This is a genomic window from Lutibacter sp. A64 (assembly GCF_022429565.1).
Lineage (GTDB): Bacteria > Bacteroidota > Bacteroidia > Flavobacteriales > Flavobacteriaceae > Lutibacter.
Genome location: NZ_CP092487.1, coordinates 759,532 through 776,571 on the forward strand (window position 1 = coordinate 759,532; position 17,040 = coordinate 776,571).

Annotated in this window: 14 protein-coding genes; 6 read left to right on the plus strand and 8 right to left on the minus strand. The window is 28.8% G+C overall.

Annotated features, from left to right (window positions below):
- Positions 1-218: 218 nt before the first annotated feature.
- Together MKD41_RS02990 and MKD41_RS02995 are read left to right on the plus strand one after the other, a co-directional pair.
- Positions 219-2,156, plus strand: a complete 1,938-nt coding sequence (locus MKD41_RS02990; protein WP_240243965.1) for an ATP-binding protein — start codon at positions 219-221, stop codon at positions 2,154-2,156.
- Positions 2,157-2,191: 35 nt separating this feature from the next.
- On the plus strand, positions 2,192-2,830 hold the full coding sequence (locus MKD41_RS02995; RefSeq protein ID WP_240243966.1) for a response regulator: 639 nt from the start codon (positions 2,192-2,194) through the stop codon (positions 2,828-2,830).
- 303 nt (positions 2,831-3,133) lie between these two features.
- Here the strand turns inward: MKD41_RS02995 and MKD41_RS03000 are convergent, their stop codons facing one another.
- From MKD41_RS03000 to clpB, 7 genes are all read right to left on the minus strand, one after another.
- Entirely contained in the window at positions 3,134-3,754 is a 621-nt protein-coding gene (locus MKD41_RS03000; RefSeq protein ID WP_240243967.1) for a porin family protein, read from the minus strand.
- A gap of 50 nt (positions 3,755-3,804) precedes the next feature.
- Entirely contained in the window at positions 3,805-4,758 is a 954-nt protein-coding gene (locus MKD41_RS03005; protein ID WP_240243968.1) for a transketolase family protein, read from the minus strand.
- 145 nt (positions 4,759-4,903) lie between these two features.
- Complete coding sequence (locus MKD41_RS03010; protein ID WP_240243969.1) at positions 4,904-5,485, minus strand: Maf family nucleotide pyrophosphatase; 582 nt, start codon at positions 5,483-5,485, stop codon at positions 4,904-4,906.
- A gap of 1 nt (position 5,486) precedes the next feature.
- Positions 5,487-6,395, minus strand: coding sequence for a UbiA family prenyltransferase (locus tag MKD41_RS03015; protein WP_240243970.1), 909 nt, complete (start codon positions 6,393-6,395; stop codon positions 5,487-5,489).
- Between the two features lie 4 nt (positions 6,396-6,399).
- Positions 6,400-6,858 carry an SsrA-binding protein SmpB gene (smpB, locus tag MKD41_RS03020; RefSeq protein ID WP_240243971.1) on the minus strand — a complete coding sequence of 153 codons (459 nt, stop codon included), beginning with the start codon at positions 6,856-6,858 and terminating at the stop codon, positions 6,400-6,402.
- 66 nt (positions 6,859-6,924) lie between these two features.
- Positions 6,925-7,434, minus strand: a complete 510-nt coding sequence (locus MKD41_RS03025) for a SixA phosphatase family protein (RefSeq protein WP_240243972.1) — start codon at positions 7,432-7,434, stop codon at positions 6,925-6,927.
- 100 nt (positions 7,435-7,534) lie between these two features.
- Complete coding sequence (clpB, locus tag MKD41_RS03030) at positions 7,535-10,126, minus strand: ATP-dependent chaperone ClpB (protein WP_240243973.1); 2,592 nt, start codon at positions 10,124-10,126, stop codon at positions 7,535-7,537.
- Positions 10,127-10,288: 162 nt separating this feature from the next.
- On the opposite strand from clpB, the gene ytxJ reads away from it, so the two are divergent.
- Positions 10,289-10,669, plus strand: coding sequence for a bacillithiol system redox-active protein YtxJ (ytxJ, locus tag MKD41_RS03035; protein WP_371824280.1), 381 nt, complete (start codon positions 10,289-10,291; stop codon positions 10,667-10,669).
- A 97-nt stretch (positions 10,670-10,766) separates the two neighbouring features.
- On the opposite strand, the gene fahA is transcribed toward ytxJ, so the two are convergent.
- On the minus strand, positions 10,767-12,050 hold the full coding sequence (gene fahA, locus MKD41_RS03040) for a fumarylacetoacetase (protein WP_240243974.1): 1,284 nt from the start codon (positions 12,048-12,050) through the stop codon (positions 10,767-10,769).
- Positions 12,051-12,169: 119 nt separating this feature from the next.
- Here fahA and glyA point away from each other — a divergent pair, with 119 nt between their 5' ends.
- The 3 genes from glyA to MKD41_RS03055 all read left to right on the plus strand — a co-directional run bounded on the left by glyA (position 12,170) and on the right by MKD41_RS03055 (position 16,978).
- Complete coding sequence (gene glyA, locus MKD41_RS03045; protein WP_240243975.1) at positions 12,170-13,444, plus strand: serine hydroxymethyltransferase; 1,275 nt, start codon at positions 12,170-12,172, stop codon at positions 13,442-13,444.
- A gap of 253 nt (positions 13,445-13,697) precedes the next feature.
- Positions 13,698-15,791 carry a phosphate acetyltransferase gene (gene pta / locus MKD41_RS03050; protein WP_240243976.1) on the plus strand — a complete coding sequence of 698 codons (2,094 nt, stop codon included), beginning with the start codon at positions 13,698-13,700 and terminating at the stop codon, positions 15,789-15,791.
- Positions 15,791-16,978 (plus strand): acetate/propionate family kinase, encoded by a 1,188-nt coding sequence (locus tag MKD41_RS03055; RefSeq protein WP_240243977.1) that lies wholly within the window; start codon positions 15,791-15,793, stop codon positions 16,976-16,978. Before pta ends, MKD41_RS03055 begins: the two co-directional genes overlap by 1 nt.
- Positions 16,979-17,040 lie beyond the last annotated feature (62 nt).

Genomic DNA, 17,040 nt, shown 5'->3' on the forward strand with positions numbered 1-17,040 from the left:
ATTGTTTTTGATTGAAAAATATACATAAAAACTCTTAGCTATAGAACTATAGTAGTATGTTTCTATGTTTTAAAATTAATATTTATTTTAATCATTAAATCCTTGAAATTATAGAATTGATAGCCTAAGAAACATAATGCTATTGTTAGCTGTAATAAAACCGTAAAAAATAAAATAAATAGCTACTAATTTATATAGTTTTATAGTATTTTAGGGGAATGAAAAGTTTAATATCTACATGTCTCTTTTTTGTTATTTTTAGTTTTTCCCTATTGGTATCTTGTACTTCAAAAGAAGAATTAAAATCTTCAAATAATATTGCTGTGGATTCTATAGGTATTTTCATGAAAAAGATGAAAAATGATACTCTAGACTTAAAAACTCGATTAAATGCAGCAAATAAATCTTTGAAATGGGTATCTGAAACAAAAGATAGCTCATACAAAAAAGATATTCTAGCTTATAAAATTTATTTGTTTATAAATGTTAGGCAATATGACAGTGCTGTTCATATTTCAAAAGAGTTATTGCATAAATCAATAGAGGAAAAGGATTCAACATCCATTGGGTTAAATTATACTAGAATTGCATATTACTTTAACAGAAATCAACAAAAAGATAGTGCATATTACTATTATAATTTAATTAAAAATGAGTATTTAAGATACATAGATAGTATTACAATAGGTAATAACTTTTTAGAAATGGCCATTATTGAGCGTACTTATGGAGATTATAGTGCAAGTGATTATTCAGGCTCTTTAGCTTTGAATTATTATGGCGACAAAAGCCCAAATACCTCAGCAAGTGTTTATAATAATTGGGCAATTTCTTCAAAATCACAAGGGGCACTAGAGGATGCATTAATTTTTTATAAAAAAGCGATCGATTTAACCACTTCAAAACAACAAAAAATACTTATAGCAAATAACTTAGCTGTTACCTACAGAGAAATAGGAGATTATAATTCTTCCATAAAAATTTTAGATAGTTTACTAAAAGATACTATAACTCTTTTTAGAACAAAAGCTAGGGTTATTGACAATTTAGCATATACCAAATGGTTGGCGAAAAAGGAAGAAAATGTATTACCTGCACTAGAAAAAGCTTTAGAAATGCGATTGCAAGAAAATGATTTATGGGGATTAATAGCAAGCTATGCTCACCTTTCAGCATATTATAAAAAATTAAGTCCTAAGATTTCATTGTCTTATGCTTCTAAATTGTATGATGTGGCAATTCGTCAAAAAAGTATCCCAGACCAATTAGATGCACTACAAAAATTTATAGAATTAGAAGATTCAGAAAAAGCAAAGGAGTATTATAGTACTTATGTGCATTTAAACGATAGTTTGCAAAAGACAAAGCTATTAGCCAAAAATCAATTTGCAAAAGTTAAATATGAAAGTGATAAAAATCAAAAAGAGAACTTACAATTAAAAATTGCGCAAGAAGCGAGTAAATTACAATTAGAAAAAGAGAAAACCAGAAATATAATTGGAGTTGTTTCAAGTGGTGCAGTTGTTCTTGGTTTATTAGGTTTTTTATATTATCGTAAACAAAAACACAAACAAGAAAAAAGAATAGAAGTTTATAATACGGAAACTCGAATTGCAAAAAAAATTCATGATGAAGTAGCAAATAATGTTGTAAATATTATGAATAAAGTTCAATATACTTCAGCATCTAAAGAAGTACTTTTAGATGATTTGGAAAATGTATATATGTTAACTCGAAATATTTCACATCAAAACAATATTATTGAAACAGGAGATAAGTTTGTAAATTCTTTAAAATCCATGCTTTCTAGTTTTAATAATAATAGAACTACTGTTATTATAAAAAAAATTAATGAGGCAGCATTAGAATTAGTATCAAACGATAAACAAATAGAAATTTATAGAGTTTTACAGGAGTTAATGGTAAATATGCAAAAACATAGTGAAGCTACTTTAGTTGCAATTTCATTTAAAAATGATGATAAAAACTATGCTATTAATTATTCAGATAATGGAAAAGGAGTTGATAAAGTAGACTTAAATTTAAAAAATGGTCTTAAAAATGTGGAAACCCGTATTAAATCTATAAATGGTATTATTAATTTTGAAACATCCTTAAATAAAGGGTTTAAAGTTTTTATAAGTTTTAAAAGATAAATAACATGTTTAAAAAGGTTCTAATAGTTGAGGACATGGACTTTATTAATAGTGGAATAAAGTCTGAATTATTAAAATTAGATATTCAAGAAATTCAATATGTTCAGTATTGTGATGAAGCATTATTAAAATTAAAAAGTGCAAAATTAAACAATAATCCTTTTGATTTATTAATTAGTGATTTGTCTTTTGATAATGATTCAGTAGAGCAAAAAATAACATCAGGAGATGAGCTTATAAAAGTAGTTAGAAATGAATTTCCAACTTTAAAAATTGCCGTTTTTTCTGTAGAAGATAAACCCTTTAGAGTACAAACATTGTTTAATGAATACGGTGTTAATGCGTATGTTTGGAAAAGTAGAGAAGGCTTACGAGAGCTTAAAAAAGCAATTCAATTAATTTTTAGTTCTAATAAATCTTATATTTCACCACATGTTTCTAGCGCATTATATAAAAATAATACTGTTGAAATATCTGACTACGATTTATTTTTAATAGAATGTATTTCAAAAGGATATTTGCAAGAAGAGATAAGTGTTAAATTAAAAGAAAAAGAATGGACGCCTACAAGTGTAAGTAGTATTGAGAAAAGATTAAAATTTTTGAAAGAACATTTTAATGCAAATAATCCAGCACACTTGGTTTCTATAACTAAAGATTTAGGGCTGATTTAATAAAAATCTTAAATAAAACAAACAGCCTTACGGATTTCCGTAAGGCTGTTTGTTTTTTAGGTATTAAATTTGAGGAGTTAATAATATAAAGATTAAGAACTAAAATAAGTTAAAGTAGAATTGAAGGAGAATTGCTAAAAGATAAATCAACCAAATAGTATACAAAATTTAAAAATAGTTTTTAATTGATTTTAGACCTTGCGGGAAGCCGTAAGGTTTATTTTTTTGGTATAAATTAAAAAATAAGCATAAAAAAACTTCGAGCAATTAAACTCGAAGTTTTATATTTTTAAAAAAATAGTTTTAATTATTCTTTTTAGACAAACTATACGATACACTTAAAATTAATTGTTCAGGTCTAGAATCTAATTTAAACGTTTCACCAGCATCAGTCCACTCTGCTTCATTTTCACTTAAACCTCTTTCGTATCTTACATCTAAGCCAAATCTTCCTATTTCTAAAGAAGCACCAATATTAACGCCAACAGAATATTCATTTTCAACATCGCTAATACTTACACCTTCCAAATCATTGTCTAAAATATATTGAAAAGCAGGGCCAGCAAAAATATTTAACGGTCCAATAAGTTTGAAACCAACTAAAACAGGTACATCTATTTTTGAGATATTATAATCTTCAGTAAAACCAGTATTTAATTCGTACTCACTTGTTGTTTTTGTATATACTAATTCTGGACGAATATAAATAGATCCTAAATCTAATTTACCATAAAACCCGACATTGAATCCAGCTTTTCCTTTTCCATCATTTTTATAGATATCTGTAACTTCTGAAGAGAACTCTTCAAGATCTCCATTAGTATTGTAACTTAATCCTCCTTTAATACCAAAATCATTTTGGGCATTCATTAGCATTATTGAAGTGAAAAATAAAATTGAAAATACGATTGATCTTTTTTTCATGTTTATGGTTTTTGGGTTATTATAACAATTAAAACGAATAAAAGATGTTATTATTTTCTTTTTATAACTTTTTCAACGGCATTAACAATTGCAATATCATTTAATTTATACTTTTCCATTAATTGTGCAGGAGTTCCAGATTCACCAAAACTATCGTTAACGGCAACAAATTCTTGTGGTACTAAGTTATTTTGAACTAATAATCTAGAGACACTTTCGCCTAAACCTCCAATAATATTGTGTTCTTCAGCAGTTACAATACAACCAGTTTTTGCTACAGATTTTAAAATAGCTTCGTCATCTAAAGGTTTAATTGTATGAATATTAATAACTTCAGCTCTAATTCCTTTTGCCTCTAATTGCTCAGATGCTTGTAAAGCTTCCCAAACTAAATGACCAGTTGCTACAATGGTAACATCTGTTCCTTCTGTTAATTGAATTGCTTTTCCTACAACAAATTCTTCATTTTTTGGCATAAAAACTGGTACAACTGGACGACCAAAACGTAAATAAACAGGACCGTCATAATCTGCAATAGCAATAGTTGCTGCTTTTGTTTGGTTATAATCGCAAGTATTAATTACAGTCATTCCAGGTAACATTTTCATTAATCCAATGTCTTCTAAAACTTGGTGCGTAGCTCCGTCTTCACCTAAAGTTAAACCAGCGTGAGAAGCACATATTTTTACATTTTTCCCAGAATACGCAACAGATTGGCGAATTTGATCGTAAACTCTACCAGTAGAAAAGTTAGCAAAAGTACCTGTAAAAGGAATTTTACCACCAATTGTTAAACCAGCAGCAATACCAATCATATTTGCTTCTGCAATTCCGATTTGGAAAAATCTTTCAGGATGATTTTCAATAAATTTTTCCATTTTTAATGAACCTATTAAATCGGCACAAAGCGCAACTACATTTTCATTTTTATCTCCTAATTCAGCTAATCCAGCTCCAAAACCTGATCTAGTATCTTTTTTTTCGGTGTAAGTGTATTTTTTCATTTGTATATTTTATTCGTTTTAAAGGTAACACTTCGACTAATCTAAGTGTAGGCATGCTATTTGCTATTTGTATAAGTTATAGCATATTGGTTTCATTATATTTATTAAAAATCGCTCAAAAATAATGATTATTTATGGTATTGACTTATATTTTCATTAATTCTTCATATAATTTATGAACAGGTAATCCCATTACATTAAAATAACTGCCTTCTATCTTAGAAATGCCTATTAAACCTATCCATTCTTGAATTCCATATGCGCCGGCTTTATCAAACGGTTTGTATTTTTTAACATAATATTCAATTTCATTTAAAGACAATTTTTTAAAATAAACATTAGTTTCATCAGAAATAACAATTTCATTATTTTTTGTTTTAATACAAAACGAAGAATAAACTGTGTGTTTTTTACCCGATAAGTCTTGTAACATTTTAATAGCTTCTGAAGCATTTTTAGGCTTTTCTAATGCTTTATTATTGTGCCAAACTATTGTATCGGCAGTAATAATAATATCATTTTCTAAAATTTCATTTTCAAAAGAAGCTGCTTTTAATTTGCATAAATAATTTGTTATTTCTGCCCCTTTTAAATTAGTGTTGTAGGTTTCTTCAACTTCTTTAACTTTTATTGTAAAATGTATGCCGAGTTCTTTTAGTAATTCATGGCGTCTAGGTGAACCAGAAGCCAGTATAATATTTTTATAGTTTAATTTGTTTTGTAACATTTTAATGAGTTATTGAAAAGATTATTAAGCTAGTGAAAGCTAAAAATACAGTTGCTTTTAAGAGTGTGTTTATTTTTTTAAAGTCGTTTTTCTTTTCTACAGAAAATAACTTTAGAATAGAAAATAATAAAGGTAAAAAAACAACAATTAGTACATAAAGCATAGTGAATTTATAAATCTCGCTATAATTAAGTAGTATAATAAGTACTATGCAAATGGGGAAATTACTGAATAGAAGCACACTGTTTTTTGTTCTTTTGATACCTAATATAATTGGTAGAGTTTTCATTTTTAAAGCATAATCTCCATTTGTAGTTTCAATATCTTTAATTAGTTCTCTAATTAAATGAATACAAAATGTAAAAATACTTAGTAGTACAATTGTATTTAAAATTATTTTTTGATTTTCGTTGTTTATTGAAAAATCGAGTTCGAAAATAGCTAAAATAATACTATTGAATGCTATTAAAAAAGCTGCAATTAAGTTTCCAATTAAAGGTTTGTATTTAAATTTTTTTGCGTAAAAATAGTGCAGTAGAGGAATCCCAATAAATATAAATGAAAGTGTAGGTTTTTCAATTTTTAAACAAAAAATAATACCAAAGGTAATACCAAGTGCGTTTGTTGTTTTATACCACTGAAGTGCTTTTTCTTTGGAGATAATTTTAGAAACTATAAGTTTTTTAGGAGTATTTATTTTATCTGAAATTATTGATTCTATTGCTTTAATACTGTAACCAGCAGCTGTAATTAGTACAATTGAAGTTAATAATATAATAAAAGAAAATGTAGATAGTGTACCTTCAATTAAAAATGAAGGGAACAGTAGAAACTTAGTTAATAGAAAAATATAAATTATTAGCAGTAAATTTTTCCAACGTATTAATTTAAAGTAAACTGCATTCTTCATTAATTTAATTAAAATTCTTCTTTATTCTAGCTAAATCTCTTTTATTATCACGATCTTTTATTACTTCGCGTTTGTCGTAGTTTTTCTTTCCTTTGCACAGTGCAATTTCAAGTTTTGCCCAACCTTTTTCAGTTAAAAATAAACGCAGAGGGATTATTGTTAAACCTACATTTTGAACTTCTTTTTGCAGTTTTCTAAGCTCTTGTTTATTTAATAATAGTTTACGTTCGCTTTTTGGGCTATGATTATAGGCATGGCCGTATAAATATTCTTCAATAAACATATTAATAGCAAAGAGTTCACCTTTTTCATTAAACTCGCAAAAACTTTCTGTTATGCGGGCTTTACTTTCGCGAATAGATTTTATTTCAGTACCAGTTAATTGAATTCCGGCAATGTATTTATCTAAAATCTCGTATTCAAAACGAGCTTTTTTATTTTTTATGTTAATTTTCTTCTGCATAAGACTGCAAATATACTATAAATTGAATCTAAAACATATAATTATTGTCTGTTGAAATGCCTGTTGTTATATTTCAATATTCAGTAAAACAGTACTTTTATTATTTTCTGAAATTGTTACAATATAAAGGTTGGCATTATTGCGATCTTCCATTTCTGGATATTTTTCTTCACCTATTATTTTATTTACAAATTCTGGAGTTGTATTGCTGTGTCCAACAATTAAAACTGTTTTTCCTTTAGTTAAGGTTTTAAATTCTTCATTGTATAAATCACTAGGATTGTAAAATTGAATTTCTAAACCTTTACTTTTTGCTGTTGGTAAAGCTGTTTGAATTGTTCTTTTATAATTTGTAGAAAAAATGTAATCAAATTCTATGTTTTTAAAAGTTTTACTCCAATTTAGGGCTCTGTCAACTCCTTTTTCTTTAAGGTTCGGATTTTTATCCGATTTTACTAAACGATTTTTCTCAGCATGTCTAATTAAATAATAAGTTGTTGTTGCTGTTTCTTGAGCTTGAGCTTCAAAATTATTTAAGAAAAGGCCCGTAATAAGTAGTAGTATTATATTCTTCATAAGTGAAATTATTCTATAACGAAGGTACATAAAAATGAAAAAAGAAACCTACGAGTTTTATTATATTCTCGTAGGTTTGTGTAATTAATTAGTTTTCAAACTATTTATTTCTAAACACTATTTTATCATCAAAAGCATCTAGTAAAATATGACTATCTGCAGTTACTTTTCCAGATAAGATTTCTTTTGATAATTCATTTAAAATATCCTTTTGAATCACCCTTTTTACAGGTCTTGCACCAAATTGTGGATCGAATCCTTTATTTGCAAGTGCATCAACCAAATCTTCGGTATATTCAATATGAATATCTTGTGCTTTTAACATTTTTATTAAACCATTTAATTGCAGTTTTACTATTTGATGAATTTCTTCTAGATTTAACGGTGTAAACATAATAGTTTCATCAATTCTGTTTAAAAATTCAGGTCTAATAGTTTGTCTTAGTAAACTAATAACTTCAATTTTAGTTACTTCAGTTACAAGATCTCTATTTTTCATATCCATTTTTTCAAACTTTTCTTGAATAATATGAGCACCCATATTTGAGGTCATAATAATAATGGTATTTTTAAAATCTGCAACTCTACCTTTATTATCTGTTAATCTTCCTTCATCTAATACTTGCAATAAAATATTGAAAGTATCTGGATGCGCTTTTTCAATTTCATCTAATAAAATTACAGAATATGGTTTACGTCTAACAGCTTCTGTTAATTGTCCACCTTCATCATAACCAACATATCCTGGAGGTGCACCAACCAATCTGCTAACTGCATGGCGTTCTTGATATTCACTCATATCAATACGAGTTAACGAGTTTTCATCATCAAATAAATAGATAGCCAATGCTTTTGCAAGTTCTGTTTTACCAACACCAGTTGTACCTAAAAAAAGGAAGGAACCCAATGGTTTTTTAGTGTCTTGTAAGCCAGCTCTAGAGCGTCTAACTGCATCTGAAACCGCCGCTATGGCTTCTTCTTGTCCAACCACTCTTTTATGTAGTTCTTCTTCTAAATGCAATAATTTTTCACGATCGCTTTGTAGCATTTTTGTAACAGGAATTCCTGTCCATTTAGCTACAACTTCTGCAATATCATCTCTAGTTACTTCTTCATTAATTAATGCTGAATCTTGATTTTTAGCTATTTCTTTTTGAAGTTTTTCAAGTTTTTCTTGAGCATCTTTTATTTTTCCATACCTAATTTCAGCTACTTTACCGTAATCACCCTCACGTTCGGCGCGTTCAGCTTCTAATTTAAAGTTTTCAATAGCTTCTTTATTGCTTTGTACGCTATCTACCAATTCTTTTTCGCCTACCCATTTAGCATTTATTTCGTTTCTTTTTTCTTTTAAATTGGCAATTTCTTTTTTAAGTGAAGCTAATTTTTTTTCATCTTTTTCACGTTTAATAGCTTCAATTTCAATTTCTAATTGCATAATTTTACGATCCAAAACATCTAATTCTTCAGGTTTCGAATTTATTTCCATACGTAATTTTGCAGCAGCTTCATCCATTAAATCAATGGCTTTATCTGGTAAAAATCTATTTGAAATATAGCGTTGTGATAGTTCTACTGCAGCAATTATAGCCTCATCTTTTATTTGTACTTTATGGTGATTTTCGTATTTTTCTTTAATTCCACGTAAAATAGAAATAGCACTTTCAGTATCTGGTTCATCTACAATTACCTTTTGAAATCTACGCTCTAAAGCTTTATCTTTTTCAAAATATTTTTGATATTCATCTAAAGTAGTTGCTCCAATTGCTCTTAGTTCTCCACGAGCCAATGCAGGTTTTAAAATATTTGCGGCATCCATAGCGCCCTGTCCACCACCAGCACCAACTAAAGTGTGAATTTCATCAATAAACAGCACAATTTCACCTTCAGCAGATGTTACTTCTTTTATAACAGATTTTAAGCGTTCTTCAAATTCACCTTTGTATTTTGCACCTGCAATAAGCGCTCCCATATCTAAAGAATAAATTTGTTTTCCTTTTAAATTTTCTGGAATATCGCCTTTAATTATTCTATGCGCTAAACCTTCTGCAATGGCGGTTTTACCAGTTCCGGGTTCACCAACCAGCATAGGATTGTTTTTTGTTCTACGTGATAAAATTTGAAGAATTCTACGAATTTCTTCATCTCTACCAATTACCGGATCCAATTTTCCATCTTTTGCTAACTGATTCAAATTTTTAGCATATTTATTTAAAGAATTATAGGTTTCTTCTGCACTTTGCGATGTAACTTTACTTCCTTTACGTAATTCTGCAATTGCAGCATGCATTCCTTTATCTGTTATACCTTGATCTTTTAATATTTGAGATGTTGTATCTTTTGTATTTAAAATTGCCAATAATAAATGCTCAATTGAAACAAATTCATCTTTTAAATCGTTCGCTTCATTGGTAGCAGTATTCAACATTTTTGAAGCATTTCTAGATAAGGTAGTGTCGCCACCACCTGTTACTTTAGAATAGCTTTCTATGGTTTTATCTACTAAACTTTTTAGTAAGTCTATATTTACTCCTAATTTTTTAAATATAAAAGGAGTTACATTTTCATCAACTTCAAAAATACCTTTTAAAATATGTGAATTTTCAATTTGTTGATGACTTAAATTTTGTGCAATTAGCTGAGCTCTTTGGATAGCTTCTTGCGATTTTATAGTAAATTTATTAAAGTTCATAACGTTTTATATTTTTTGTATTTATATTTGTTGTTTCAAAAAATATTCCAATTGAAGTTAAGGCTCTAAATAAGTCATTTTGTCTTATTTTAAAGGGTTTAGCGACAGTTTGTCTACTTTAAGAGTAACTAAATACCTTATTAAAGGTACTAAAAAAATAAAATGAATATGGGAATTTTCGGTAATATTTTTGAATCAAATAATGAAACTAATTTTAATTGGATTCCGCTTACAGAAACAAATCAGTTGCAAGATATTGTTGAGCTATCTAAAGATAAGTTGGTAGTTGTTTTTAAGCATAGTACACGTTGCGGAATAAGTACAGGGGTGTTATCGAAATTTGAAAAATTAACAGATTCTACTATAGAAACTGTTGCTTTTTATTATTTAGATTTATTAAAATATAGAACTATTTCAAACGAAATTGCACAAAAGTTTAATGTATACCATCAATCGCCTCAAGCTATTTTTTTAAAAGATGGAGTAGTGGTGAACCATGCATCGCATTATGATATTATTTCAAAAGGTATAGAAATGTTTTGATATGATATATTAATAGAAATGTAGTTGATTAAAACTAAAAATTAAAAAACCTCTATACTTTAGAGGTTTTATTAATTAAATATTTTAGGTATTGTATTTAATGTTTTATTGGAGGTAAAATTTTACCTGTACATTTTCCAAAGCCAATTCTACAATTTTTATTTTCACAATAACCGCGTAAAATTAAATTATCGCCATCGTTTAAAAAGGTACGTGTAGTTCCGTCTTTTAAAGTAATGGGTTTTTCTCCATTCCAAGTAAGTTCTAATAAAGAACCAAAACTGTCTTCTGTAGGTCCAGAGATGGTTCCGCTACCCATTAAATCTCCCGCTCTAACATTACAACCATTTATAGTATGATGCGCTAATTGTTGCGCCATTGTCCAGTATAAATATTTAAAGTTAGAATTGCTTAAGGTATTTAAATCTCCGTTTTCGGTTTCTAAAGTTACTTCTAACTTTATATCAAAACTATTGTTAGTGTTTTTTGCTTGTAAATATGGTAAAGGTTCAATTTTTTGTTTTGGACTTTCGCATCTAAATGGTTCTAGAGCATCTAAAGTAACAATCCAAGGTGAAATTGTTGAAGCAAAGTTTTTAGATAAAAATGGTCCTAAAGGAGCGTTTTCCCACTTTTGAATATCGCGCGCACTCCAATCGTTTAGTAGTACCATTCCAAAAATATTTTCTTCGGCTTCATTTATATTAATAGGTTTACCTAAATCGTTGGCAGAAGTTGTAATAAACGCAATTTCAAGTTCCATATCTAATTTTTTAGAAGGTCCAAATACAGGAGTTGAAGCATTGTCTAATAATGTTTGCCCGTAAGGTCTTCTTATATTAGTTCCAGAAACTACAACTGATGAAGAACGCCCGTGATAACCAACAGGTATATGAAGCCAATTTGGTATTAAAGCTTCGTCTTTTCTTTTAAATATTTTTCCAACATTTGTAGCATGTTCTTTACTAGAATAAAAATCTGTATAATCACCAACATCAATTGGCATTAACATTTCAACTTCGTTAACGTCAAAGATTATTACATCTCTATGTTTTTTATTATCACGTAAACTTGAATTTTCAGCATCAAAAACTTCAGCAATTCTATTTCTAACCAAACGCCAAGTTTTTCGTCCGTCAGCAATAAAATCGTTTAAAGAATCTTGCATAAAAATATCGTCGGTTAAAGGGATTCCGTTAAAATATCCTAGTTGATGAAATGCGCCTAAATCAATAGCATATTCACCTATTCTAGTACCAATTGTTATAATATCATCTTTTGTAATAAAAACCCCAAAAGGGATATTTTGAATTGGAAAATCACATCCATCAACAACTGGTAACCAAGTTTTTCTGTTTTGATTGTTGGCAATTATTTCCATATTTATATATTTTATGTGTAGTTTAATTAAATTTTCTTATCAAATATATATGTTTCTACTTAAAAGAAAAATGAAATTACTATTTTTGCGATTATTTTAACTTTTAAACAAGTATAGGCATGCAACGTGACCAAATTATTTTCGATTTAATAGAAGACGAAAGAGTAAGACAAACTAACGGATTAGAATTAATTGCTTCAGAAAACTTTGTAAGTGAACAAGTTATGGAGGCGCAAGGTTCAATTTTAACTAATAAATATGCTGAAGGATATCCTAATAAACGTTATTATGGAGGGTGTGAAGTTGTAGATGTTATTGAACAAATTGCAATAGATAGAGCAAAAGAATTATTCGGTGCAGAATATGTAAATGTACAACCTCACTCAGGTTCTCAAGCAAATACAGCAGTTTACGCAGCTTGTTTAAAACCAGGAGATACTATTTTAGGATTCGATTTGTCACATGGTGGACATTTAACGCACGGTTCTCCAGTAAATTTTTCTGGTAAATTATACAATCCAGTATTTTATGGTGTTGATAAAGCAACCGGAACAATAGATTACAATCATTTAGAAAAACAAGCAAAAGAACATAAACCAAAATTAATTATTGCTGGTGCTTCTGCTTATTCTAGAGATATAAATTTTAAAAAATTTAGAGAAATTGCCGATGAAGTTGGTGCAATTTTAATGGCAGATATCTCACATCCTGCAGGTTTAATTGCTAAAGGAATTTTAAATGATCCAATTCCTCATTGTCATATTGTAACTACAACTACGCATAAAACGTTGCGTGGACCAAGAGGTGGAATGATTATGATTGGTAAAGATTTTGAAAACCCATTTGGTCAAAAATTAAAAAGTGGAAAATTAAAAATGATGTCTACTTTAATTAATTCTTCGGTTTTCCCAGGAAATCAAGGTGGACCATTAGAACACGTTATAGCAGCAAAAGCAGTTGCATTTGGTGAAGCTTTAACAGACGAGTTTTTACACTATCAAATTCAAGTGAAAAAAAATGCAGCTGCAATGGCAGCTAATTTTGTAGCTAAAGGATATGAGATTATTTCTGGAGGTACAGACAATCACTGTATGTTAATAGATTTAAGAAATAAAGATATTAGTGGTAAAGATGCAGAAAATGCATTGACAAAAGCTGATATTACAGTAAATAAAAATATGGTTCCTTTTGATGATAAATCACCTTTTGTAACTTCAGGAATTAGAATTGGTGCTGCAGCTGTTACAACACGTGGCTTAAAAGAAGAGGATATGAAAACTATTGTTGATTTAATTGATGAAGTAATTCAAAACCATTCAGACGAAGCAATTTTAGAAAATATTGCAGAAAAAGTAAACGAAATGATGTCTCACAGACCTATATTTACTTGGTAATATTAAATATTTTTTAATTAAATACTAAAAAAGACTGTTTAGAATTTCTAGACAGTCTTTTTTTATAGTCTTATTTTTTATAAGTAAAACTTCTATTTTATAAACTTTAAAAACATTAAACCTGGTTATACATTAAAAACCTCCATTTTACCATATTTTTTTTAAAATAACGTGACAAATGTCACTAAATTTTTTTTAAAATAAACTGGTAAACCAATTGTTATAAAGTATCTTTGTAAGAAAATTTTTTATAATGAATAAAGCTATTTATATAGCAACAAGTGAGGCCAATACCGGCAAATCAATTGTTGCTCTAGGCCTCATGAGTATGTTACTAGGTAAAACTGCTAAAGTAGGATATTTTAGGCCAATTATTGATGATGTAAAAAAAGGAGAAAATGACAATCATATCAATACGATAATTTCTCATTTTAATTTAGACATTAACCCAGCAGAAGCTTTTGCTTGTACGCGTAAAGAATTTATTAGTAAGCGTAATAAAGGTAAAGAAGGTGAAATTGTTGATACAATAATAGAAAAATACAAGGCGCTAGAAGAAAAAAATGATTTTGTTCTTGTAGAAGGTTCTGATTTTTCTGGAGAAGGTAGTGCAATAGAATTAGATGCAAATATTGAGATTGCTAAAAATTTGGGGATACCTGCGGTTATTGTTTCTAGCGGTGTAAATAAATCTTTAGAAGATTTTACACAAGGTATGCATTTAGCATATGATTCTTTTAAAGAAAAAGAAGTTGAAGTTATTGCTGTAATAGCAAATAAAGTTGAAGAAAAAAATATTGAAATTGCTAAAAAAGGCTTACAAGATAATTTACCTAAAGATGTTTTTGTAGGTGTTATTCCTTTAATTTCTTCATTAAAAAACCCAACTGTTAAAGAAATTGCCGAAGCGATTGATGCTAAAATATTATTTGGAGAAGAACATATAAATAATCAAACGGATAGTTTTACAGTAGGAGCAATGCAGTTAAGAAATTATTTAACGCATTTAAAAAAGGATAACTTAATTATTACACCAGGTGATAGAGCAGATATAATTTTAGGAGCTCTTCAAGCAAATATATCATCTAATTATCCTTCTGTTGCCGGAATTGTATTAACAGGTGGTATTTTACCTGAAGAACCAATTGTTAAATTAATAGATGGTTTGTCTCAAATTATACCAATTTTATCTGTTAACCAAGGTACTTTTGGTACTGCAAATAAAATAGGTTCTGTGCGTTCGCATATGTATGCAGGTAATACACCAAAAATTATACAGTCTATAAATACTTTCGAAAAATATGTAGAGTTTGATCAATTGGCTGAAAAAATGGCAACATTTGTTAATGGAGGTACTACGCCAAGAATGTTCCAATATAACTTAGTTAAACGTGCAAAAACACAGCGTAAACACATTGTATTACCAGAAGGGAATGACGATAGAATTATAGCAGCTGCTGTACGTTTATTAGATACAGATATTGTAGATTTAACCATATTAGGAGATAAAGTAGCAATTGAGAGTGCTATTGTTAGATTAGGTTTAGTAGTAGATATAGATAAATTAAATATTATTAATCCAATAGAATCTGAATACTTTAACGATTTTATAAATACTTTGTTTGAATTGCGTAAACACAAAGGTTTAACTTTAAAAATGGCTGAAGATTTAATGGGTGATGTTTCTTATTTTGGAACTATGATGGTGCATAAAGGTTTGGCAGATGGAATGGTTTCTGGTGCAGCACATACAACAGGACATACCATTTTACCAGCATTACAGTTTGTAAAAACAAAACCAGGTGTTTCTGTTGTTTCATCGGTATTCTTTATGTGTTTAGAAGATAGAGTGTCGGTATTTGGAGATTGTGCTATTAACCCAAATCCAAATTCTGAACAATTAGCAGAAATTGCAATTTCATCAGCAGAATCAAGTATTAATTTTGGTATTGAACCAAAAATAGCAATGCTTTCATACTCTTCTGGAGCTTCTGGAAAAGGTGCAGATGTTGATATTGTAAGAGAAGCTACAGAAATTGTTAAAGCAAAACGTCCAGATTTAAAAGTAGAAGGACCAATACAATACGATGCCGCAGTTGATCCATCAGTAGGAAAAAGTAAAATGCCAAACTCTGAAGTTGCAGGACAAGCAAATGTATTAATATTCCCAGATTTAAATACTGGAAACAATACATATAAAGCTGTACAAAGAGAGACTGGTGCATTAGCAATTGGACCAATGTTACAAGGTTTAAATAAACCAGTAAACGATTTGAGTAGAGGATGTACAATTGACGATATTTTTAACACGGTAATATTAACAGCAATACAAGCACAAGGTTTATAATGAAAGTTTTAATAATTAATTCAGGTAGTTCTTCCATTAAATATCAATTATTTAATATGCCTCAAGAAGAAGTAGTTTGTTCAGGTTTAGTAGAAAGAATTGGATTGGCTAATCCAGAAATTCATTACAATTCAGAAAACCATACTATTGATAAAATTTGTGAAATTCCAAATCATGAAGTAGGTTTAGAAAAAATTGTAAAATTTTTACTAGATGATGAAGTAGGTGTTATAAAAGCTACTTCAGAAATAACAGCAGTTGGACATAGAGTTGTACACGGAGGTTCTGCATTTTCAGATACTGTTATAATTGATGAAACGGTAAAGGAAATGATAAAAGAACTTTTTCCATTAGCACCATTACATAATCCAGCTAATTATGAGGGGATTATAGTAGCAGAATCTATGTTTCCAAAGGCTACACAAATAGCCGTTTTTGATACAGCTTTTCACCAAACAATGCCTGTTAAAGCATATAAATATGCAATACCAAATAAATTTTTAAACGTAAATAAAATACGTAGATATGGTTTTCACGGCACAAGTCATAAATATGTTACAGAAAAAGCGATTAAACATTTAGGTCTTAAAGCTAGTTCTAAAATTATAACCATTCATTTAGGTGGTGGTTGTAGTATTACGGCTGTAAAAGATGGAAAAAGTGTCGATACATCTTTAGGTTTTGGTCCAAATGAAGGTTTAATTATGGGAAGTAGAAGTGGAGATGTAGATCAAGCAATTATATTTCATTTAATTAACAATTTAGGTTACGGTGTTGATGAAGTAAGTAACATACTTCTTAGAGATAGCGGTTTAACAGGTTTAACTGGTTATAGCGATTTAAGAGATATTGAAACTCTTGCAACTAAAGGTAACGAAGACTGTAAATTAGCGTTAGAAATGAGTGCTTACAGAGTTAAACAATACATTGGTAAGTATGTTGCAGCTTTAAACGGTGTAGATGCTATTGTGTTTACAGCTGGTATTGGTGAAAATTCTATTTTAACAAGAAAAAGAATCTGTACAGATATGGAATTCTTTGGAATTGAAATTGACGATGAAAAAAATGCAATTAGACCAAAAAACTTAGCAGAAATTCACTCTGAAAATTCTAAAGTAAAGATTTTAGTAATTCCAACTAACGAAGAATTAGAGATTGCAAAACAATCTTATACTTTACTAAGTTAGTGAGTAGATAATTAATTTTATAAAAAAAGCTGTTTAGAAATTCTTCTAAACAGCTTTTTTTA